This is a genomic window from Streptomyces sp. NPDC001219 (genome assembly GCF_053597915.1).
Map to the genome: position 1 here is coordinate 35,289 of NZ_JBSFJF010000045.1, position 21,010 is coordinate 56,298.

The window sequence follows — 21,010 nt, forward strand, 5'->3', positions numbered from 1 at the left end:
GTGTGCCGCTCCGTTGCGCGTCCCGGGGCGGCACACGGCGTCGATACGCGCCTCCGGCCGGGACCGGAGCAGCCGCTTCCTGATCATGCCGGGCTCAACGCCTTGACGAGACTTCCCGACGGGCGTTCTGCTTAGAGTTCACATGTTGAATCGATGGCCGCCCCCCGAGGACGTGGGTGCGGTCGGCGGGCGGTGGTCGTGCCTCCCCGGCTTCGGCTGGTGGGCGTCCCCGGCCCCAGACGGGAGTGGATGAGTCGATGGAGACTCCGGGCTCGCAGTCCTCGCTGCACCGGGCCAATCTGGAGCGGGTCGTACGCGCGGTGCGTATGGCGGGCTCACTCACGCAGGCGGAGATCGCCCGGAGCACGGGGCTGTCCGCGGCCACCGTCTCCAACATCGTTCGCGAGTTGAAGGACGGCGGGACCGTTGAGGTGACCCCGACCTCGGCGGGCGGGCGGCGGGCGCGCAGCGTCTCGCTCTCCGGTGACGCGGGCATCGTCGTGGGGGTCGATTTCGGGCATTCCCATCTGCGGGTGGCGGTCGGCAACCTCGCCCACCAGGTGCTCGCCGAGGAGGCCGAGCCGATCGATGTGGACGCCTCCGCCGCCGAGGGCTTCGACCGGGCGGAACAGCTGGTCAACCGGCTGATCGCGGCCACCGGGATCGACGCGGGCAAGGTCGTCGGCGTCGGTCTGGGCGTGCCGGGTCCCATCGACGTGGAGTCCGGGACGCTCGGCTCCACGGCCATCCTGCCGGGCTGGACGGGGACGAACCCCGGCCGGGAGCTGTCGGGGCGCCTCGGGGTGCCGGTGCACGTCGACAACGACGCCAACCTCGGCGCGCTGGGCGAGCTGGTCTGGGGCGGTGGCCGCGGGGCCGCCGACCTGGCGTACATCAAGGTCGCCAGCGGTGTCGGCGCCGGGCTGGTGATCAGCGGGCAGATCTACCGCGGGCCGGGCGGCACGGCGGGCGAGATCGGGCACATCACGCTGGACGAGGCCGGTCCGGTGTGCCGCTGCGGCAACCGCGGCTGCCTGGAGACCTTCACCGCGGCCCGGTACGTCCTCCCGCTGCTGCAGCCGAGCCACGGGCCCGACCTGACCATGGCGCGGGTGGTCCAGCTGGCCCGCGAGGGCGACCCGGGCTGCCGCCGGGTCATCGCGGACGTCGGGCGCCATATCGGCAGTGGTGTGGCGAATCTGTGCAATCTGCTCAATCCCAGCCGGGTGGTGCTCGGCGGGGATCTCGCCGAGGCCGGTGAGCTGGTGCTCGCGCCGATTCGTGAGTCGGTCTCCCGGTACGCGATCCCCAGCGCGGCCCGGCAGTTGGGCATCGTTCCGGGCACCCTCGGGGGCCGGGCGGAGGTGCTCGGCGCGCTGGCGCTGGTGCTGAGCGAGATGGGTGACGCGACCCTGCTCGACGGCGGTCTGCCGGCGGACGCTCCCGCACTGGCCTGAGCGCGCTGAGTTCACGCAGCTAACGCATGGCACCGTTGTCATCTCGTTAAGGATTTACTCCTTGACGGTCGGCTGGCGGCCGAGTTGACTTCCAGCCACCTCGGCCGCAACGACGCGGCCACGTCAGGGAGGCAACCTCAATGAACGTTTGGACGCGTCGCGTCGTCATAGGCACTGCCGCCGTCTCGATGGCGCTCTCCGTGGCCGCCTGCGGTAAGGCCGGCGACGGCGACAAGGCGGGCGGCGGCGACAACAAGACGATCGGCCTGCTGCTGCCGGAGAACAAGACCACCCGCTACGAGACCTTCGACCGCCCGCTCATCGAGTCGAAGATCGGGGCGCTCTGCAGCGACTGCAAGGTGCGGTACAACAACGCCTCGCAGGACACCGAGAACCAGAAGAAGCAGTTCGACGCGCTGATCACCCAGGGCGTGAAGGTGATCATTCTGGACGCGGTCGACTACAAGGCGACCAAGTCCTGGGTGAACCAGGCCGCCAAGAAGGGCGTGAAGGTCGTCGCCTACGACCGGCTCGCCGAGGGCGACATTTCAGCCTATGTGTCCTACGACAACGAGAAGATCGGCCGCCTCCAGGGCGAGGCGCTGGTCAAGGCGCTCGGCGACAAGGCCAAGGACAGCGAAGTCGTCATGATCAACGGCTCGCCGACCGACCCGAACATGCCGTTCTTCAAGAAGGGCGCCCACAGCGTCCTCGACAAGCAGGTCAAGAAGATCGCGTACGAGCAGGACATCCCCGACTGGTCGCCGGACGAGGCCAACCGGAAGATGGGTGCCGCCCTCGACTCGCTCGGCAAGGACGGCTTCCAGGGCGTCTACTCCGGCAACGACGGCATGGCCGGCGGCATCGTCACCGCGCTCAAGCAGAAGGGCGTCAAGGTCCCGGTCGGCGGCCAGGACGCCGAGCTGGCGGGGCTGCAGCGGATACTCAAGGGCGACCAGGCGTTCACGATCTACAAGCAGATCAAGCCGCAGGCCGACTCCACCGCCGAGATCGCCGTCAAGCTGCTCAAGGGCGAGAAGATCGACTCCCTGACGGACACCAAGGTCGACAGCCTGAGCGGCGAGGCCAAGGACATCCCGGCCAAGCTGTACGACGCGCAGATCGTGACCAAGGACAACATCGCCTCCACGATCATCAAGGACAAGGTCTACAAGGCGAGCCAGATCTGCGCCGGCGACGCCAAGAAGGCCTGCGAGGCGGCCGGCATCAAGTAGGGCCCCGGGCCCTCCGGCGCCGCCCCGGCCCCGGCGTCCCGGCCCCCGGCCCGTTCCCCGTCCGGCGGGGCCGCGCGGCACCGTCCCGCGGCCCCCGCCCCGGCCCTGTCCCCGGTCCCCACCGCTCCGCGCCGCCCCTCCCCGGGCGCGGACGCCGGACCGCCCCTCGCAAGCCCCCCCGCTCCACGTACCACCATCCCCGCCGTTGTGACGGCGGCGAAGGAGATGATTCACGTGTCCGCTTCGCCTGTGCTGGCGTTGCGCGGAATCTCCAAGCGGTTCGGCGCCGTCCAGGCACTCACGGACGTCACCCTGGAGATCCACCCCGGTGAGGTGGTCGCCCTCGTCGGCGACAACGGCGCCGGCAAGTCCACCCTCGTCAAGACCATCTCGGGCGTCCACCCGGTCGACGACGGCGCCCTTGAATGGCAGGGCGAGACGGTCCGCATCAGCAAGCCGCACGACGCCCAGGAACTCGGCGTCGCCACCGTCTACCAGGACCTCGCGCTCTGCGACAACCTCGACGTCGTCGCCAACCTCTTCCTCGGCAACGAGATCCGCACCGCCGGTGTCCTCGACGAGATCGCGATGGAGAAGCGCGCCAAGGAGCTGCTGGACACCCTGTCCATCCGCATCCCCAGCGTCCGCATCCCGGTCGCCGCGCTCTCCGGCGGCCAGCGGCAGGTCGTCGCCATCGCCCGCGCGCTGATCGGCGACCCCAAGGTCGTCATCCTGGACGAGCCCACCGCCGCGCTCGGTGTCGAGCAGACCGCGCAGGTCCTCGACCTCGTCGAGCGGCTGCGGGAGCGCGGCCTGGGCGTCATCCTCATCAGCCACAACATGGCCGATGTGCAGGCCGTCGCGGACCGGGTCGCGGTGCTGCGGCTGGGCCGCAACAACGGTGTCTTCGACGTCGAGGGCACCTCCCACGAAGAGGTCATCGCCGCCATCACCGGCGCCTCGGACAACGCCGTCACCCGCCGCAAGGCGCGCACGGACCAGGTGAAGAAGGAGGCCGGGGCATGACTGACCTCACCAAGGAGCCCGTGACGGGCGAGGACGCGGCGGCCCCGGCCGCCCCGGCGGCGGACGCCGCCCAGGCCGCCGCCGTCGACCCCCGGCTGCTCGTCCGCGAGCAGGGCTTCGCCGGCTACCTCAGCGACTTCAGGCGCCGGGTGCGCGGGGGCGAGCTGGGCTCGCTGCCGGTCGTCATCGGCCTGTTCGTCATCGCGGTCGTCTTCCAGCTCAAGAACAGCAGCTTCCTGTCCGCGGACAGCCTCGCCAACATCGGCGTCTACACCTCCGGCCTCGGCATCATGGCGGTCGGCATCGTCTTCGTGCTGCTGCTCGGCGAGATCGACCTGTCCGTCGGCTCGGTGGCGGGCGTCGGCGCGGCCGTGTGGGCCGTGCTCAGCGTCACCAACGGCGTCAACGACTGGCTCGCGGTGCTGATCGCCATCGCGACCGGTGTCGTCATCGGCGCCCTGCACGGGTTCTTTTTCGCCAAGATCGGCGTGCCGGCCTTCGTCGTCACGCTGGCCGGTTTCCTCGGCTGGAGCGGCCTGCAGATCTGGATGATGGGCAAGGAAGGCTCCATCAACACGCCGAGCGGCAGTGTCGTGGAGAACCTCACCGGCTACTACTTCGAGGACAAGGCCGCGGCCTACGGTCTCGCGCTGGTCGCGGTCCTCGCCTACGCCGGATCGCTGCTGCTGGACAGCAGGCGCCGCAAGGCCGCCGCGCTGCCGTCCCGGCCGCTCAGCGAGATCCTGCTGCGCACCGGCGTGGTCGCGGTGCTCGCCTTCGTCGTCGCCTACGTCCTGAACGAGCCGGCCGGCGCCCGCGGCCTGCCGCTGGCCCTGGTCCTGTTCCTCGCGGTCCTGGTCCTCGCCGACTTCGTGGTGCGCCGCACCACGTACGGCCGGCAGATCTTCGCGGTCGGCGGCAACGCCGAGGCGGCCCGCCGCGCCGGTATCAATGTGAACAAGATCCGGATCAGTGTCTTCGCGGTCTCCGGCATGCTCGCCGCTTTCGGCGGACTGTTCATCGCCAGCCTCTCCGGCGGCGCCACCAAGAACCTCGGGGCCGGCAACACCCTGATGAACGTCATCGCGGCGGCCGTCATCGGTGGGACCAGCCTCTTCGGCGGCCGTGGCAAGATCTGGTCCGCGCTGCTGGGCATGCTGGTCATTCAGTCGATCCAGCAGGGCCTGAATCTGCTCGGTATGGCGAGCGAGATCCAGTACATGATCACCGGTGCGGTGCTGCTCGCCGCGGTGGTCATCGACTCGGTCTCCCGCCGGACACAGAAAACGGCCGGACGCACCTGATCGCGGCAGCCGTCCGACGGCGCCGGCCCCCACCGGGCATCATCCGGTGGGGGCCGGTCCGTGTGCGGCGCCGTACGCCGGGCGGCGTGCCGGGCCCCCGTGTTCACCCGAGTGACATACATCGCAAGGCCCGGGCGTCGCCACAGCGGACGCAACATTAGACTCGTCTGATCGGCAAGCTCGATCCACGGCAGCAAAGCAGCAAGGAGGCAGGGGTGCAGGAGGTGCCGCGCGAAGCGCGTCCGGCCGGGGCGGTGGCGGGCGACGGGAGGTCGTTGCTTTCCCGTATCAGGGGACCGCGCGATCTGGACCGACTGAGCCCGGAGCAGCTCGGGCAGCTGGCGGGGGAGATCCGTACCTTCCTTGTCGATGCGGTGTCCAAGACCGGCGGGCACCTCGGCCCGAACCTCGGCGTGGTCGAGCTGACCATCGCCCTGCACCGGGTCTTCGACTCGCCGAAGGACAAGGTGCTCTTCGACACCGGGCACCAGTCCTACGTCCACAAGCTGCTCACCGGCCGTCAGGACTTCTCCAAGCTCAAGGCGAAGGGCGGCCTGTCCGGTTACCCCTCGCGCGCCGAGTCCGAGCACGACGTCATCGAGAACAGCCACGCCTCCACGGTGCTGGGCTGGGCCGAGGGCATCGCCAAGGCCAACGAGGTGCGCGGTTCGGACAACCGGGTCGCCGCGGTCATCGGCGACGGTGCGCTGACCGGCGGCATGGCCTGGGAGGCGCTGAACAACATCGCCGACGCCAAGGACCGCCCGCTCGTCATCGTCGTCAACGACAACGAGCGCTCCTACGCGCCGACCATCGGCGGCCTCGCCAACCACCTGGCGACCCTGCGCACCACGGACGGCTACGAGCGCTTCCTGGCCCGCGGCAAGGACCTGCTGGAGCGCACGCCCGTCGTCGGCAAGCCGCTCTACGAGACCCTGCACGGCGCCAAGAAGGGCCTCAAGGACTTCATCGCCCCCCAGGGCATGTTCGAGGACCTGGGCCTCAAGTACGTCGGCCCGATCGACGGTCATGACATCGAGGCGCTGGAGTCCGCCCTGACGCGCGCCAAGCGCTTCGGCGGCCCGGTCATCGTCCACTGCCTGACCGAGAAGGGCCGCGGCTACCAGCCCGCCCTCCAGGACGAGGCGGACCGCTTCCACGCCGTCGGCAAGATCCACCCCGACACGGGCCTGCCCCTCTCCTCGGGCGGCAAGGACTGGACCTCCGTCTTCGGCGACGAGATGGTCGAGCTGGGCAAGGAGCGCGAGGACATCGTCGCCATCACGGCGGCCATGCTGCAGCCCGTCGGCCTGGACAAGTTCGCCAAGGCCTTCCCCGACCGCGTCTTCGACGTCGGCATCGCCGAACAGCACGGCGCGGTCTCCGCCGCGGGCATGGCCACCGGCGGTCTGCACCCGGTCTTCGCCGTCTACGCCACCTTCCTCAACCGCGCCTTCGACCAGGTGCTGATGGACGTGGCGCTGCACAAGTGCGGTGTCACCTTCGTGCTGGACCGGGCCGGCGTCACCGGTACCGACGGCGCCTCCCACAACGGCATGTGGGACATGTCGATCCTCCAGGTCGTACCGGGGCTGCGGATCGCCGCGCCGCGCGACGCCGACCAGGTCCGCGCCCAGCTGCGCGAGGCCGTCGAGGTCGACGACGCGCCCACCGTGGTGCGCTACTCCAAGGGCGCCGTCGGCCCCGCCGTCGAGGCCGTCGGACGGGTCGGCGGCATGGACGTGCTGCGCGAGCCCGCCGAGGGCGTCACCCGGCCCGACGTCCTCCTGGTGTCCGTCGGTGCGCTCGCCCCGATGTGCCTGGAGATCGCCGACCTCCTGGACAAGCAGGGCATCTCCGCCACCGTCGTCGACCCCCGCTGGGTCAAGCCGGTCGACGCGGCGCTGCCGGGGCTGGCCGCCAAGCACCGGGTCGTGGTCACCGTCGAGGACAACGTCCGCTCCGGCGGTGTCGGTTCGGCCGTCGCCCAGGCGCTGCGCGACGCCGGGGTGGACCTGCCGCTGCGTGACTTCGGCATCCCCGAGCAGTTCCTCGACCACGCCTCCCGCAAGGAGGTCATGGCGGAGATCGGGCTCACCGCGCCGGACATCGCCCGCCAGGTGACCGGCCTGGTCTCCAAGATCGACGGCCTGTCCCAGTCGCTCCGCCCGGTCGGCGGGGACGACACGGACACCGCGGAGGCCTCCGGGGCCGCCCGCGTCAAGGGCGCGGCCGAGCCCGCCGAGGCCACCCGCGACTGATCCCGCAGACGGCACGATGGGCCGGGCCGGTCATCCGTACGGATGTTCCGCCCGGCCCATCGGCATGCGTACGGCCGCACCCCATCGGGTGAATCCCCGACGCCCGGAGGCCCGCCGAAGCTGACTGTTTCCCGACATTGCGGAGACTCGGTCAGTTCAGGAGAGTTGCGAGGGTCGTCCAGGCGGAGGTTCGCCCATGAGCACACAGCACGGCACACCACACGATTCACGCCGCAGTCGCGGTCTGTTCCGGACGAAGACTGTGGAGCAGTCGATCCTGGATACCGAGGAACCGGAGCACGCGCTCAAGAAATCGCTGTCCGCGCTCGATCTGACCGTCTTCGGTGTCGGTGTCGTCATCGGCACCGGCATTTTCGTTCTCACCGGAAAAATCGCCAAGGAGCAGGCCGGCCCCGCCGTCGCCCTGTCCTTCGTCGTCGCGGGCGTGGTCTGCGCGCTGGCGGCGCTGTGTTACGCCGAGTTCGCCTCCACCGTCCCGGTCGCCGGGTCGGCCTACACCTTCGCGTACGCCTCGCTGGGCGAGCTGCCCGCCTGGATCATCGGCTGGGACCTGATCCTGGAACTCGCCCTGGGCTGTGCGGTGGTGGCGGTCGGCTGGTCCGGCTATGTGCGCTCCCTGCTGGACTCCGCCGGGCTGCATCTGCCCGCCGGGCTGTCCGGCACCCATGAGGGGCAGTTCGGCTTCGACCTGCTCGCCTTCGTGCTCGTCCTGGTGCTGACCGGCATCCTGGTGCTCGGGATGAAGCTGTCCTCGCGGGTGACGGCGGTGGTCGTCGGGATCAAGGTCACCGTCGTCCTGCTGGTCATCGTCGCCGGTGCCTTCTTCATCAACGGCGCCAACTACACACCGTTCATCCCGCCCAGCGAGCCCAGTGAGACCGGCGGCGGGCTGAATGCGCCGCTGGCCCAGCTGATGTTCGGCTTCACCCCCGGCAACTTCGGGACCATGGGCATCTTCGCCGCGGCGGCCGTGGTCTTCTTCGCCTTCATCGGCTTCGACATCGTGGCCACCGCCGCCGAGGAGACCCGCCACCCGCAGCGCGACGTACCGCGCGGCATCCTCGGCTCCCTGGCCATCTGCACGCTGCTCTACGTGGCCGTGTCGATCGTCGTGACCGGGATGCAGAAGTACAGCAAGCTCTCCACCGACGCCCCGCTCGCCGACGCCTTCAAGGACCTCGGACACCCCTTCTACGCGGGCGTGATCAGCTTCGGCGCCGCCGTCGGCCTGACCTCCGTCTGTCTGATCCTGCTGCTCGGCCAGAGCCGGGTGTTCTTCGCGATGAGCCGGGACGGGCTGCTGCCGCGGATCTTCTCGCGGTCCCATCCCCGGTTCGGCACCCCCTACCGGTCGACCGTCGTGCTGGGCGTCGTCGTCGCCGTCGTCGCCGGTTTCACCTCGATCGACGAACTCGCCGAACTGGTCAACATCGGCACCCTGTTCGCGTTCGTCGTGGTCGCCGTCGGCGTCGTCCTGCTCCGCCGCTCCCGGCCCGATCTGCCCCGCTCCTTCCGCACCCCGCTGGTGCCGCTGGTGCCGGTGCTCTCGGTGGCGGCCTCGGTGTGGCTGATGCTCAATCTGCCCGCCGAGACCTGGGTCCGGTTCGGGATCTGGATGGTGGCCGGCTTCGCCATCTACTTCCTCTACGGGCGCGGGCACAGCCGCCTCGGCCTCCGCAGCCGCCCGTCCCGGGACTGACCCGCCACGGCCCTCCCGGACCCTCCGGCCGGCCCCGTACGCCGCTCCCGCTGCGGTGTGCGGGGCCGTGCCGCGCTACCCGCGGTCCCCGCCGCGCCCCCGGCCCCACACCGCCCGCGGCCCCGTCACCCGGGCGCCCAGCGCCTGGACCCGCTCCCGCAGCCCGCGGTCCGCGGTGACCACCAGACAGTCCCGCCCGTCGCCCTCGTCCGCCACCAGCCGCACGATCCGGTCGTCGCCGCTGCCGTCCGCCGGCACCACCCGGACGCCCTCGACGGACGCGACGCCGCGCGCCGCGCCCTCCACCACCAGAACCATCTCCAGAGGCGGCGCCATGAGCCCCGGCAGCCCCCCGGCGACGTAGCCGGGCAGCGCGTCGCGCAGCCGCTCCGCAGCCCCGTGCCGGTCCCGCCACCAGCCGTCGGGCACCGAGCCGACGACGTTCGCGGCATCGACGATCACCAAGGAATCCATGGCGCCAGCCTCCCATGCCGGGCCGCCGCCGGCCGGACACACGGAAGCGCGGGCCGGCTCCGCCGAGCCGGCCCGCGCTTCCCGCTGTCAGCTGTGCACCCTTAGGCGGGCACGCTCGCGACACCCGGGGCCAGGAACTTCTTGCCGGTCGCCCGCTCGGAGACACCCGCGCGGTCCAGGTACGGCGTGATGCCGCCCAGGTGGAAGGGCCAGCCGGCGCCGGTGATCAGGCACAGGTCGATGTCCTGCGCCTCGGCGACCACGCCCTCGTCCAGCATCAGGCGGATCTCCTGCGCCACCGCGTCCAGGACGCGCTCGCGGACCTGCTCCTCCGTCAGGACGACCTCGCCCTGCTTGAGGAGCGCGGCGACCTCGGGGTCCAGCACCGGCGCGCCGGAGTCGTAGACGTAGAAGCCGCGCTTGCCGGCCTCGACGACGGCCTTGAGGTTCGGGGACACCTTGAAGCGGTCCGGGAAGGAGCGGTTGAGCGTCTCGGAGACGTGCAGACCGATCGCCGGGCCGACCAGCTCCAGCAGCACCAGCGGCGACATCGGCAGACCGAGCGGCTCGATGGCCTTCTCCGCGGTCTCGACCGGGGTGCCCTCGTCGATGACGTTCTGGATCTCGCCCATGAAGCGGGTCAGGATGCGGTTGACCACGAACGCCGGGGCGTCCTTGGTGAGCACCGCGGTCTTCTTCAGCTTCTTGGCGACACCGAACGCGGTGGCCAGCGAGGCGTCATCGGTCTTCTCGCCGCGCACGATCTCCAGCAGCGGGAGGATCGCGACCGGGTTGAAGAAGTGGAAGCCGACGACCCGCTCGGGGTGCTTCAGCTTCGACGCCATCTCGGTGACCGACAGCGAGGAGGTGTTGGTGGCGAGGATGGCGTGCGCCGGGGCGACGGCCTCGACCTCGGCGAACACCGTCTGCTTGACGCCGATCTCCTCGAAGACCGCCTCGATGATGAAGTCGGCGTCGGAGAAGCCCTCGGCCTTGTCGAGGACACCGGAGACCAGGGCCTTGAGGCGGTTGGCCTTGTCCTGGTTGATCCGGCCCTTGCCGAGCAGCTTGTCGATCTCGGCGTGGACATAGCCCACACCCTTGTCGACGCGCTCCTGGTCGATGTCGGTCAGCACGACCGGCACCTCCAGGCGGCGCAGGAACAGCAGGGCCAGCTGCGAGGCCATCAGACCGGCGCCGACGACACCGACCTTGCTGACCGGACGCGCCAGGTTCTTGTCCGGCGCACCCGCGGGCCGCTTGGCACGCTTCTGCACCAGGTTGAACGAGTAGATGCCGGCGCGGAGCTCGCCGCCCATGATCAGGTCCGCCAGGGCCTGGTCCTCGGCGTCGAAACCGGCCTGCAGGTCGCCGTCCTTGGCGGCGGCGATGATGTCCAGCGCCCGGTAGGCGGCCGGAGCGGCGCCGTGCACCTTGCCGTCGGCGATGAACCGGCCCTTGGCGACGGCCTGGTCCCAGCCCTCACCGCGGTCGATCTCGGGGCGCTCGACGGTGACGTCGCCCTTGAGGACGTTCGCCGTCCAGATCAGCGACTGCTCCAGGAAGTCCGCGCCCTCGAAGATCGCGTCCGCGATGCCGAGGTCGAAGACCTGCTGGCCCTTGAGCTGCTTGTTCTGGTTCAGGGAGTTCTCGATGATGACCGAGACGGCCTTGTCCGCGCCGATGAGGTTCGGCAGCAGCGCGCAGCCGCCCCAGCCCGGGACGAGACCGAGGAAGACCTCGGGCAGCGAGAAGGCCGGGAGGGCCTTGGAGACCGTGCGGTACGAGCAGTGCAGACCGGCCTCGACACCGCCGCCCATCGCCGCACCGTTGTAGTAAGCGAAGGTCGGCACGGCCAGCCCGGCCAGCCGCTTGAAGACCTCGTGGCCGCCCTTGCCGATGGCCAGCGCGTCCTCGTGCTTCTTCAGCAGCTCGACGCCCTTGAGGTCGGCGCCGACGGCGAAGATGAACGGCTTGCCGGTGAGGCCGACGCCGACGATGTCGCCGTCCGCGGCCTCCTTCTCGACCTGGTCGAGCGCGGCGTTGAGGTTCGCCAGCGAGCCGGGGCCGAAGGTGGTCGGCTTGGTGTGGTCGAAGCCGTTGTCGAGCGTGATCAGCGCGAACCTGCCCGCGCCGTACGGCAGATCGAGGTGGCGGACGTGTGCCGACGTGACGACCTCGTCGGGGAACAGCTCGGCCGCGCCCTTCAGGAGTTCGGCGGTGGTGGTGGTGCTCACTTGTCGCCTCCGGCGTCCTTGTGGTTCGGGTTCTCCCAGATGACCGTCGCGCCCATGCCGAAGCCGACGCACATGGTGGTCAGGCCGTAGCGGACCTCCGGCTGCTCCTCGAACTGCCGGGCCAGCTGCGTCATCAGCCGCACGCCGGAGGAGGCCAGCGGGTGGCCGAAGGCGATGGCGCCGCCGTACTGGTTGACGCGCGCGTCGTCGTCGGCGATGCCGTAGTGGTCGAGGAAGGCGAGCACCTGCACGGCGAACGCCTCGTTGATCTCGAAGAGGTTGATGTCCTCGATGCCCAGGCCCGCCTTGGCGAGCGCCTTCTCGGTGGCCGGGATCGGGCCATAGCCCATGACCTCGGGCTCGACGCCGACGAAGGCGTAGGAGACCAGGCGCATCTTCACCGGGAGGTCGTTCTCCCGGGCGAAGTCCTCGGAGGCGATGATCGAGGCGGTGGCACCGTCGTTGAGACCGGCGGCGTTACCGGCGGTGACGCGGCCGTGCGTACGGAACGGCGTCTTCAGGCCCGAGAGGTTCTCCAGGGTCGTCCCCGGACGCATCGGCTCGTCGGCGGTGACCAGGCCCCAGCCCGTCTCGCCGACCTCCGCGTTGGTGTTGCGCACCGAGACCGGCACCAGATCCTGCTGGATCTTCCCGTTCGCGTACGCCTTCGCCGCCTTCTCCTGCGAGCGCACCGCGTACTCGTCGGCCCGCTGCTTGGTGATGTGCGGGTAGCGGTCGTGGAGGTTCTCCGCCGTCATGCCCATGAACAGGGCCGACTGGTCGACGAGCTTCTCGCTCACGAACCGCGGGTTGGGGTCCACGCCCTCACCCATGGGGTGGCGGCCCATGTGCTCGACACCACCGGCGATGACGGCGTCGTACGCGCCGAAGGCGATGGAGCCGGCGGTCGCCGTGACGGCGGTCAGCGCACCGGCGCACATGCGGTCGATGGAGTAGCCGGGGACGGACTGCGGGAGGCCCGCGAGGATGCCGGCCGTGCGGCCGATGGTCAGGCCCTGGTCACCGATCTGGGTGGTGGCGGCGATGGCGACCTCGTCGATCTTCGCGGGGTCCAGGTCCGGGTTGCGGCGCAGCAGCTCCCGGATGGCCTTCACGACGAGATCGTCGGCGCGGGTCTCGTGGTAGATGCCCTTCGGGCCCGCCTTGCCGAACGGGGTGCGGACGCCGTCGACGAAGACGACGTCCCTAGCGGTACGAGGCACGTTGGCTCTCCTCCAGGTGCGGGGTGGCACTGCTGCTGCGGGGCGCCCCGCGGGGCGCTTCCCACCGACATGCTACTTACGGGTAACCAAGCTGCACACCCCCACCGCCCGGAGCGTTGAAGGTCACACCCGGCGGATGCCCCGGCTACGGGGTGAGTGCGCCGCAACCGGCGGAAACCGGTGATCGAAAACGACGGAACACCGTCGGGTCTTGGGGCAATTCATCCCATCACACACCTAAAGTGCCCGTATGGATACGAACAGGAGTGGTGTCGTGGTCCGGCGCGGACGTCCGGCAGGGCCGCGCACGATCGGACTGGTCTGTGCCGTCGCCGCCGCGGGCGCGCTGCTGTCGGGCTGCGGGAACAGCGACGACACGGGAAGTCCCCGGAAGAGCGCGGGCTCGGCGGCGGTGCCCGCCACCGCCGCCGCCTCCCCGAGCGGTTCGCTCAGCTCGGACCAGGCCCAGCGCAAGGCCCTGGTCCCCAAGGCCAAGGTGGACTACGGCCAGGCGCTGAAGGCGGCGATCGCGGCCGTCCCGTCCTCGGAGGCGATCGCCGCGGAGCTCAAGGGGACGCCCGACAGCCCGTATTGGGACACCGCGGTCGCGACGAGCGACGGGACGGCGTACGCCGTGCGCGTCGACGCGGTCTCCGGCAAGGCCCAGAAGCCGCAGCCCCAGTCGGACGACCCCGACGACAAGCAGGAGCTGGCCGGCCGGCTGTCCAAGGCCACGGTCACCGCCCAGCAGGCCGCGGAGACGGCGACCGAGAAGACGAAGGGCACCGTCACCACCATCGAGCTGGGCGACGCCGACCACGGCAACGACACCGTGGCGTGGACGGTCGGCGTGGTGACCCCCGACGACTGGAACGAGACGACCTACGAGATCGACGCGACCAACCGCAAGGTCCTGTGGATGAACGTCGACCAGGACTGAGCGACCAGGACCGACTGACCGGTACCGAGCGACCGGTACCGAGTGACCGTACGCACTGCCCCGGGCCGGCACCTTCCGCCGCCCGGGGCAGTCGCGTCAGCCGGCGTCCGTCAGCAGCGCCTCGGTGAGCAGCGGCGCGACCTGCTCGATCTGCCAGGGGCGGGCGCCGTGGCCGGACAGCACCTCGGCAACCGCCTCCCGGGTCGGCTCGGCCGGCGGCTCCCAGCACAGCCGGCGCACCGTGTCCGGAGTGATCAGGTTCTCCTGCGGGAGGTTCAGCTCCTCGGCGAGCGCGGTGACCCCCGCGCGGGCGGCCGACAGCCGGGCCGCGGCGGCCGGGTCCTTGTCGGCCCAGGAGCGGGGCGGCGGCGGGCCGTTGAGCGGCTGGCCGGGCTGCGGCAGCTCGCTCTCGGGCAGCGCACGGGCGCGGTCCACGGCGGCCTGCCACTGCTCCAGCTGACGGCGGCCCATCCGGTGTCCAAAGCCGGGCAGCCCCGCCAGCGCGTGACTGTTCGGCGGCAGGCTCAGCGCCGCCTCCACGATCGCGGCGTCCCCGAGCACCTTGCCCGGCGAGACATCGCGCCGCTGGGCGACCTGGTCACGGGCCGTCCACAGCTCCCGTACGACCGCCATCTGGCGGCGCCGGCGGACCTTGTGCATGCCGGAGGTCCGGCGCCAGGGGTCCTTGCGGGGTGGCGGCGGGGGAGCGGCCGCGATCGCCGCGAACTCCTGCCGGGCCCACTCCAGCTTCCCCTGCTGCGTCAGCTCCTCCTCCAGCGCGTCCCGCAGGTCCACCAGCAGCTCGACGTCGAGCGCGGCATAGCGCAGCCAGGGCTCGGGCAGCGGGCGGGTGGACCAGTCGACGGCGGAGTGGCCCTTCTCCAGGGCGAAGCCGAGCACGTTCTCGACCATCGCGCCCAGGCCGACCCGGGCGAAGCCGGCCAGCCGTCCGGCGAGCTCGGTGTCGAACAGCCGGGTGGGGACCATCCCTATGTCACGCAGACACGGCAGGTCCTGGGTGGCGGCGTGCAGCACCCACTCGGCGTCGCCGATCGCCTCCCCCAGCGCCGACAGGTCGGGGCAGCCGACCGGGTCGACCAGCACGCTGCCGGCGCCCTCGCGGCGGAGCTGTACGAGGTAGGCGCGCTGGCCGTAGCGGTAGCCGGAGGCCCGCTCGGCGTCGACGGCCACCGGGCCCGTACCGGCCGCGAAGGCGGCCACGACCTCGGCGAGCGCCTCGTCGGTGGCGGTCACCGGGGGGACGCCCTCGCGGGGCTCCAGGAGAGGGACCGGCGCCGGTCGGGTATCCGGAGGAGAGTCTCCGGTCGCTCGCAGTGTCGTGTCTGCTGCGGTCTTTTGGGCGTCGGTCACCAGTCAAGGGTATCTGTGTATGCACGTCGCCCGTCGAGGGAACGTTCCCTCGACGGGCGAGCCGGTCGTCCGGTGGGTCAGTGGATGATGCCGGTACGCAGTGCGACCGCCACCATTCCGGCCCGGTCGCCGGTGCCGAGCTTGCGGGCGATACGGGCGAGATGGCTCTTGACGGTCAGTGCCGACAGCCCCATCGAGACACCGATGGCCTTGTTGGACTGGCCCTCCGCCACCAGCCGCAACACCTCGACCTCACGCCCCGACAGCTCCCGGTAGCCGCCCGGGTGACCGGGGGCGCCCGGGGGGCGCCGCTGCATGCGGGCGGCGTTGGCGCCGATGGGCGAGGTGCCGGGACGGCCGGGAAGGCCCAGGTTGGTACGGGTACCGGTGACGACATAGCCCTTGACGCCGCCGGCCAGGGCGTTGCGTACGGCGCCGATGTCGTCGGCCGCGGACAGCGCGAGGCCGTTGGGCCACCCCGCCGCCCGGGTCTCGGACAGAAGCGTGAGGCCGGAGCCGTCGGGAAGGTGGACGTCGGCAACGCAGATGTCGCGCGGATTGCCGACGCGGGGACGGGCCTCCGCGATCGACGACGCCTCGATCACGTCGCGCACTCCGAGGGCCCACAGGTGGCGGGTGACGGTGGAGCGCACACGAGGGTCGGCCACGACGACCATGGCCGTCGGCTTGTTCGGGCGGTAGGCGACCAGGCTCGAAGGTTGCTCGAGGAGAACAGACACCGGGCCTCCTGGGGGGAGTGGCGGGGGACGGAAGCCGGCTGGGGGGAGCCGGAATGATCCGTGTTTGAAGGGTCACTGACCTCTTCGGCAGCAATCCGGCGGGACTTTAGACTTTGATCACGATTTAGTTAGGGGCAATTCGGGCAAATCGGATGGGTGAGCGATCAGGGTGTGTGCCCAGAACGCTCCGAGGTGATCAGAGCCGTACGCGATCCCGCCCGTACCGCGTCACCGGACCTCACCGGGTGGAGACGGCAGCGCCGGGCGTGGCGCGGCCGGGCAGGGGGGAACGGCAAGGGGCAGGCAGCGGCAGTGCGGCAGGGCCGCGGGGAAACGCCGAGGTCAGCGCGGGTGCGCGCCGCGGCGCTGGGGCAGCGGGACGATCCCGCCGCGGGTCGTCATGTCGAGCGGGGCCGGCGGCAGGCCCGCCACCTGGCACAGCAGATCGCACCACGACGCCAGATGCGCCGCCAGATCCGGCACCCCGCCGGGGCCCTCAGCCGGCGTCCAGGACGCCCGGATCTCGATCTGGGTCGCGGGTTCACGCGCCGCGAGCCCGCCGAAGTAGTGCGAGCCGGCACGGGTGACCGTGCCGCTCGGCGCGCCGTAGTGCACCCCGCGCGCGTCCAGCGCCCCCGTGAGCCACGACCAGGACACCTCCGGCAGCAGCGGATCGGCGCCCATCTCCGGTTCCAGCTCCGCCCGTGCCAGCGTCACCACCCGGAACGTGCCGTGCCAGGCCTCGTCCCCGGCCGGGTTGTGCAGCACCACCAGCCGCCCGTCCGCCAGGTCCCGGTCCTCGCCGTCCGGACCCGCGCCGCGCTCGACGACCGCGGCCTCCAGCGCGTACGCGAACGGGGCGAGCCGTTTCGGGGCGGGCGTCGGATCGATCTCGATCTCCGGCCGCAGTCGTGCCGCGCGGAGCGCCTCGACCGCCTGACGGAAGGGGATCGGGGCCTCGTCCGCGCTGTCCGCGAGGTGTTCGTGAGCCGCAGCCATGCCCGGAAGATTAGGCGGAACCGGGCCCGCATACGGGGAGGACACCCGGTGCGCGCGTCGCCCATTCGGAGGTGCCCCCGGGCGCATGCGGAGATAACGGCCACCTGCCCCGATCGGCGGGTGGCCCGTCGTGCGAAGATTTGGGGCGTGAGCGCCAATCCCAGCCCCGCGGGCCAGCAGCAGACCGGTACCCAAGACTCGGCCTTCCTCAAGGCGTGCCGCCGTGAGCCGGTGCCGCACACCCCGGTGTGGTTCATGCGGCAGGCCGGACGCTCGCTCCCCGAATACCGCAAGGTCCGCGAGGGCATCGCGATGCTCGACTCGTGCATGCGGCCCGATCTGGTCACCGAGATCACGCTCCAGCCGGTGCGCCGCCACAACGTCGACGCCGCCATCTACTTCAGCGACATCGTCGTGCCCCTCAAGGCCATCGGCATCGACCTCGACATCAAGCCCGGCGTCGGCCCGGTCGTCGAGAACCCGATCCGCACCCGCGCCGACCTGGAGCAGCTGCGCCGCCTGGAGCCCGGCGACGTCCCCTACGTCACCGAGGCCATCGGCATGCTCGTCCGCGAGCTGGGCGGCACCCCGCTGATCGGCTTCGCCGGCGCCCCCTTCACGCTCGCCAGCTACCTCGTCGAGGGCGGCCCGTCGCGCAACCACGAGCGCACCAAGGCCCTCATGTACGGCGACCCGCAGCTGTGGGCCGACCTCCTGGACCGGCTCGCCGACATCACCGCCACCTTCCTGGAGGTCCAGATCGCGGCCGGGGCGAGCGCGGTGCAGCTCTTCGACTCCTGGGTCGGCGCGCTCTCGCCCGCCGACTACCGCCGCTCCGTGATGCCGGCCTCCGCCAAGGTCTTCCGCGCCGTCGAGGGCCGGGGCGTCCCGCGCATCCACTTCGGCGTCGGCACCGGTGAACTCCTCGGCCTGATGGGCGAGGCGGGCGCGGACGTCGTCGGCGTCGACTGGCGGGTGCCGCTGGACGAGGCGGCCCGCCGCGTCGGCCCCGGCAAGGCGCTCCAGGGCAACATCGACCCGGCCGTGCTCTTCGCCCCCCGCGAGGCCGTCGAGACCAAGGCCCGTGAGGTCCTCGACGCGGCCGCCGGCCTGGAGGGCCACGTCTTCAACCTCGGCCACGGCGTCCTGCCCACCACCGACCCGGACGCGCTGACCCGCCTCGTCGAGTACGTGCACACCCAGACGGCGCGCTGAACGACGGCGCCCCCGGGACGGCCGTGCCGGGGGCCGGCGCCGTGCCGCGGCGTCAGACGCCCGCGGCCCGTACGGCGCTCACCGTCTTGCGGGCCGCCACCAGGACGGGGTCCCAGACCGGGGAGAACGGCGGGGCGTAGCCGAGGTCGAGGGCGGTCATCTGCTCCACCGTCATCCCGGCCGTGAGCGCGACCGCCGCGATGTCCACCCGCTTCCCGGCGCCCTCGCGGCCGACGATCTGCACCCCCAGCAGGCGGCCCGTACGGCGCTCGGCGAGCATCTTGACGTGCATCGGGCGGGCGCCGGGGTAGTAGCCGGCGCGGTTGGTGGCCTCCACGGTCGCCGTGACGAAGCGCAGTCCGGCGGCGTGCGCCTGGCGCTCCAGCAGGCCCGTCCGGGCGATCTCCAGATCGCAGACCTTGCTGACGGCGGTGCCGACGACACCGGGGAAGGTGGCGTAGCCGCCGCCCACATTGGCGCCGATGACCTGCCCGTGCTTGTTGGCGTGGGTGCCCAGCGCGATGTGCCGGGTATGCCCGGAGACCAGGTCCAGGACCTCCACACAGTCGCCGCCGGCCCAGATGTGGTCCTGGCCGCGGACCCGCATCGCGAGATCGGTCAGCAGTCCGCCGGACTCGCCCAGCGGCAGCCCGGCCGCGGCGGCGAGCGAGGTCTCGGGCCGCACCCCCATGCCCAGCACGACCACGTCCGCCGGGTACTCCGCGTCCTCGGTGGTGACCGCGCGGGCCCGCCCCGCCGCATCCGTCAGCACACCGGTGACGGTCGTCCCGCACACCGTCTCGATGCCCATCCCGCACATCGCCTCATGGACCAGCACGCCCATGTCCGGGTCCAGCGTGGACATCGGCTGGGCGCTCTGCTCCAGGACGGTGACCTGGTAGCCGCGACGGATCAGTGCCTCGGCCATCTCCACCCCGATGTAGCCCGCGCCCACGACGACCGCCCGCCGGCCGGACGACGCGTCGAGGGTGTCCAGCAGGGCCTGGCCGTCGTCGAGGGTCTGCACCCCGTGCACCCCCGGCGCGTCGATCCCCGGCAGGCCGGGGCGGCGCGGCCGGGCACCGGTGGCGATCACCAGCTTGTCGAAGCCGGTCCACGACTCCCGGCCACCGTTCTCCAGCTCCCGGGTGCGCACCCGGCCGCGGTCCAGGTCGAGTTCGGTGACCTCGGTACGCATCCGCAGATCGATCTCGCGGGCCCGGTGCTCCTCGGCTGTACGGGCGATCAACGCGTCCGGGCCGTCGACGTCGCCGCCCACCCAGTACGGGATGCCGCACGCCGAGTACGAGGTGAAGTGGCCGCGCTCGAAGGCGGTGATCGCCAGCTCGCCGGGCTTCCGCAGCCGGCGTGCCTGCGAGGCCGCGGCCATCCCCGCCGCATCGCCCCCGATGACCACCAGCCGCTCCGCCGCCATACCGTGTGCCCCTTCGCCGTGGTGCCGCCTCGTGCGGGTGTCCCGGTGCCACCGTCGCCTGGACGGGCCGCCGGTCCGGGTACGTCACGTTACGGCCCGCACGGCGTCCGCGCGGGACGGCCGGGGCCGGCGCCGCGCGGAGCCGGGCCTCAGCGCTCCAGGACCAGCGCGAGGCCCTGGCCGACGCCGATGCACAGCGCGGCGAGCCCGGTACCCGAGCCCAGCGCGGCGAGTTGGTGCGCCACCGAGCCCGCGAGACGGGCGCCGGACGCACCCAGCGGATGGCCGATGGCGATGGCGCCGCCGCGCTGATTGACCACCGCGGGGTCCAGTTCCGGCCACTGCCCGATACAGCCCAACGCCTGCGCCGCGAACGCCTCGTTGAGCTCGAAGGCCGCCACCTCGCCGAAGCCGCGCCCGGACCGCTCCAGCGCGCGCCGTACCGCCTCCACCGGGCCCAGGCCGAACAGCTGCGGCTCGATGCCGGTCACCGCGCTCGCACGGATACGGGCCAGCGGCTCCCGCCCGGTCGCCCGCAGCCCCTCCTCGTCGACCAGCAGCAGCGCCGCCGCACCGTCGTTGAGCGGGGAGGAGTTCCCGGCCGTGACCGTGCCGCCGGCCGGGCGGAACACCGGCTTCAGCTTCGACAGCGACTCCAGGGACGACGCCTCCCGGATCGTCTCGTCACGCAGCAGGTCCACGTCCGGCAGCGGCACGACCTCGGCGTCGTAGGCGCCCTCCTGCCAGGCACGCACCGCCTTCTGGTGGCTGGCCAGCGCGAACACGTCCTGCTGTTCGCGGGTGATGCCGTGCTGGTCGGCGATCAGCTCGGCGCCCTCGCCCAGCGCGACCGTCCACTCCGGCTGCATCCGCGGATTGACCATCCGCCAGCCCAGCGTCGAGGAGAACATCTCCTGATGGCCCGCGGGAAAGGCCCGTTCGGGCTTGCGCAGCACATAGGGCGCACGGCTCATCGACTCCACGCCGCCCGCCACCGCGATGTGCGCGTCGCCGTGCGCGATGGCGCGGGACGCCTGGATGACCGCCTCCAGACCGGACCCGCACAGGCGGTTCACGGTCACGCCCGGGACGGTCACCGGCAGCCCGGCGAGCAGCACCGCCATCCGCGCCACGTTGCGGTTGTCCTCGCCCGCGCCGTTGGCGTCGCCGAAGCAGACGTCGTCGATCCGCGCCGGGTCGAGGCCGGGAGTGCGGTCCACCAGGGCCTTGACCACATGGGCGGCGAGGTCGTCGGGCCGCACCCCGGCCAGCGCGCCGCCGTACTTGCCGACGGGGGTCCGTACGGCATCGACGATGTACACATCCCGTACGCGTGGGTCGGTCATCAGGCGCTGTCCTCGCTGTCCCGGCTC

The 21,010-nt window shown here is 71.6% G+C and carries 16 protein-coding genes; 8 read left to right on the forward strand and 8 right to left on the reverse strand.

What is annotated here, in order from left to right:
* Positions 1-257: 257 nt before the first annotated feature.
* From ACWC9R_RS25610 to ACWC9R_RS25635, 6 genes are all read left to right on the forward strand, one after another.
* The gene (locus ACWC9R_RS25610; protein WP_450734871.1) at positions 258-1,457 is read left to right on the forward strand and encodes an ROK family transcriptional regulator; all 1,200 of its coding nucleotides are present in this window, start codon (positions 258-260) and stop codon (positions 1,455-1,457) included.
* A 140-nt stretch (positions 1,458-1,597) separates the two neighbouring features.
* Positions 1,598-2,692, forward strand: a complete 1,095-nt coding sequence (locus ACWC9R_RS25615; protein ID WP_450734873.1) for a substrate-binding domain-containing protein — start codon at positions 1,598-1,600, stop codon at positions 2,690-2,692.
* Positions 2,693-2,917: 225 nt separating this feature from the next.
* Entirely contained in the window at positions 2,918-3,718 is an 801-nt protein-coding gene (locus ACWC9R_RS25620) for an ATP-binding cassette domain-containing protein (RefSeq protein WP_362607225.1), read from the forward strand.
* The gene (locus tag ACWC9R_RS25625) at positions 3,715-5,022 is read left to right on the forward strand and encodes a sugar ABC transporter permease (RefSeq protein WP_450734876.1); all 1,308 of its coding nucleotides are present in this window, start codon (positions 3,715-3,717) and stop codon (positions 5,020-5,022) included. Before ACWC9R_RS25620 ends, ACWC9R_RS25625 begins: the two co-directional genes overlap by 4 nt.
* 215 nt (positions 5,023-5,237) lie before the next feature.
* Positions 5,238-7,283 carry a 1-deoxy-D-xylulose-5-phosphate synthase gene (dxs, locus tag ACWC9R_RS25630; RefSeq protein WP_450734878.1) on the forward strand — a complete coding sequence of 682 codons (2,046 nt, stop codon included), beginning with the start codon at positions 5,238-5,240 and terminating at the stop codon, positions 7,281-7,283.
* A gap of 196 nt (positions 7,284-7,479) precedes the next feature.
* A complete protein-coding gene (locus tag ACWC9R_RS25635; protein WP_450734879.1) occupies positions 7,480-9,003 on the forward strand; it encodes an amino acid permease in 1,524 nt (507 codons plus the stop codon).
* Between the two features lie 75 nt (positions 9,004-9,078).
* On the opposite strand, the gene ACWC9R_RS25640 is transcribed toward ACWC9R_RS25635, so the two are convergent.
* The 3 genes from ACWC9R_RS25640 to ACWC9R_RS25650 form a co-directional block, all read right to left on the reverse strand.
* Positions 9,079-9,477 (reverse strand): NTP pyrophosphohydrolase, encoded by a 399-nt coding sequence (locus ACWC9R_RS25640; protein ID WP_450734881.1) that lies wholly within the window; start codon positions 9,475-9,477, stop codon positions 9,079-9,081.
* A gap of 101 nt (positions 9,478-9,578) precedes the next feature.
* Complete coding sequence (locus ACWC9R_RS25645; protein WP_450734883.1) at positions 9,579-11,714, reverse strand: 3-hydroxyacyl-CoA dehydrogenase NAD-binding domain-containing protein; 2,136 nt, start codon at positions 11,712-11,714, stop codon at positions 9,579-9,581.
* Complete coding sequence (locus tag ACWC9R_RS25650) at positions 11,711-12,937, reverse strand: thiolase family protein (protein WP_450734884.1); 1,227 nt, start codon at positions 12,935-12,937, stop codon at positions 11,711-11,713. Before ACWC9R_RS25650 ends, ACWC9R_RS25645 begins: the two co-directional genes overlap by 4 nt.
* Before the next feature lie 250 nt (positions 12,938-13,187).
* On the opposite strand from ACWC9R_RS25650, the gene ACWC9R_RS25655 reads away from it, so the two are divergent.
* Positions 13,188-13,877, forward strand: a complete 690-nt coding sequence (locus ACWC9R_RS25655; RefSeq protein WP_450734885.1) for a PepSY domain-containing protein — start codon at positions 13,188-13,190, stop codon at positions 13,875-13,877.
* A 96-nt stretch (positions 13,878-13,973) separates the two neighbouring features.
* On the opposite strand, the gene ACWC9R_RS25660 is transcribed toward ACWC9R_RS25655, so the two are convergent.
* The 3 genes from ACWC9R_RS25660 to ACWC9R_RS25670 form a co-directional block, all read right to left on the reverse strand.
* Positions 13,974-15,248: an HRDC domain-containing protein gene (locus ACWC9R_RS25660; protein ID WP_450734887.1), complete on the reverse strand. Its 1,275-nt coding sequence runs from the start codon at positions 15,246-15,248 to the stop codon at positions 13,974-13,976.
* Positions 15,249-15,325: 77 nt separating this feature from the next.
* Positions 15,326-15,988, reverse strand: a complete 663-nt coding sequence (locus ACWC9R_RS25665) for a response regulator transcription factor (RefSeq protein WP_018536954.1) — start codon at positions 15,986-15,988, stop codon at positions 15,326-15,328.
* Between the two features lie 342 nt (positions 15,989-16,330).
* Positions 16,331-16,987 (reverse strand): DUF3000 domain-containing protein, encoded by a 657-nt coding sequence (locus tag ACWC9R_RS25670; RefSeq protein ID WP_450734889.1) that lies wholly within the window; start codon positions 16,985-16,987, stop codon positions 16,331-16,333.
* Positions 16,988-17,134: 147 nt separating this feature from the next.
* On the opposite strand from ACWC9R_RS25670, the gene hemE reads away from it, so the two are divergent.
* Complete coding sequence (gene hemE, locus ACWC9R_RS25675) at positions 17,135-18,202, forward strand: uroporphyrinogen decarboxylase (RefSeq protein ID WP_450734890.1); 1,068 nt, start codon at positions 17,135-17,137, stop codon at positions 18,200-18,202.
* Positions 18,203-18,254: 52 nt separating this feature from the next.
* Here hemE and ACWC9R_RS25680 read toward each other — a convergent pair whose 3' ends face one another.
* Together ACWC9R_RS25680 and ACWC9R_RS25685 are read right to left on the reverse strand one after the other, a co-directional pair.
* Complete coding sequence (locus ACWC9R_RS25680) at positions 18,255-19,637, reverse strand: FAD-dependent oxidoreductase (protein WP_450734892.1); 1,383 nt, start codon at positions 19,635-19,637, stop codon at positions 18,255-18,257.
* 149 nt (positions 19,638-19,786) lie between these two features.
* Positions 19,787-20,983 (reverse strand): thiolase family protein, encoded by a 1,197-nt coding sequence (locus ACWC9R_RS25685; protein WP_450734894.1) that lies wholly within the window; start codon positions 20,981-20,983, stop codon positions 19,787-19,789.
* Between the last annotated feature and the right edge of the window lie 27 nt (positions 20,984-21,010).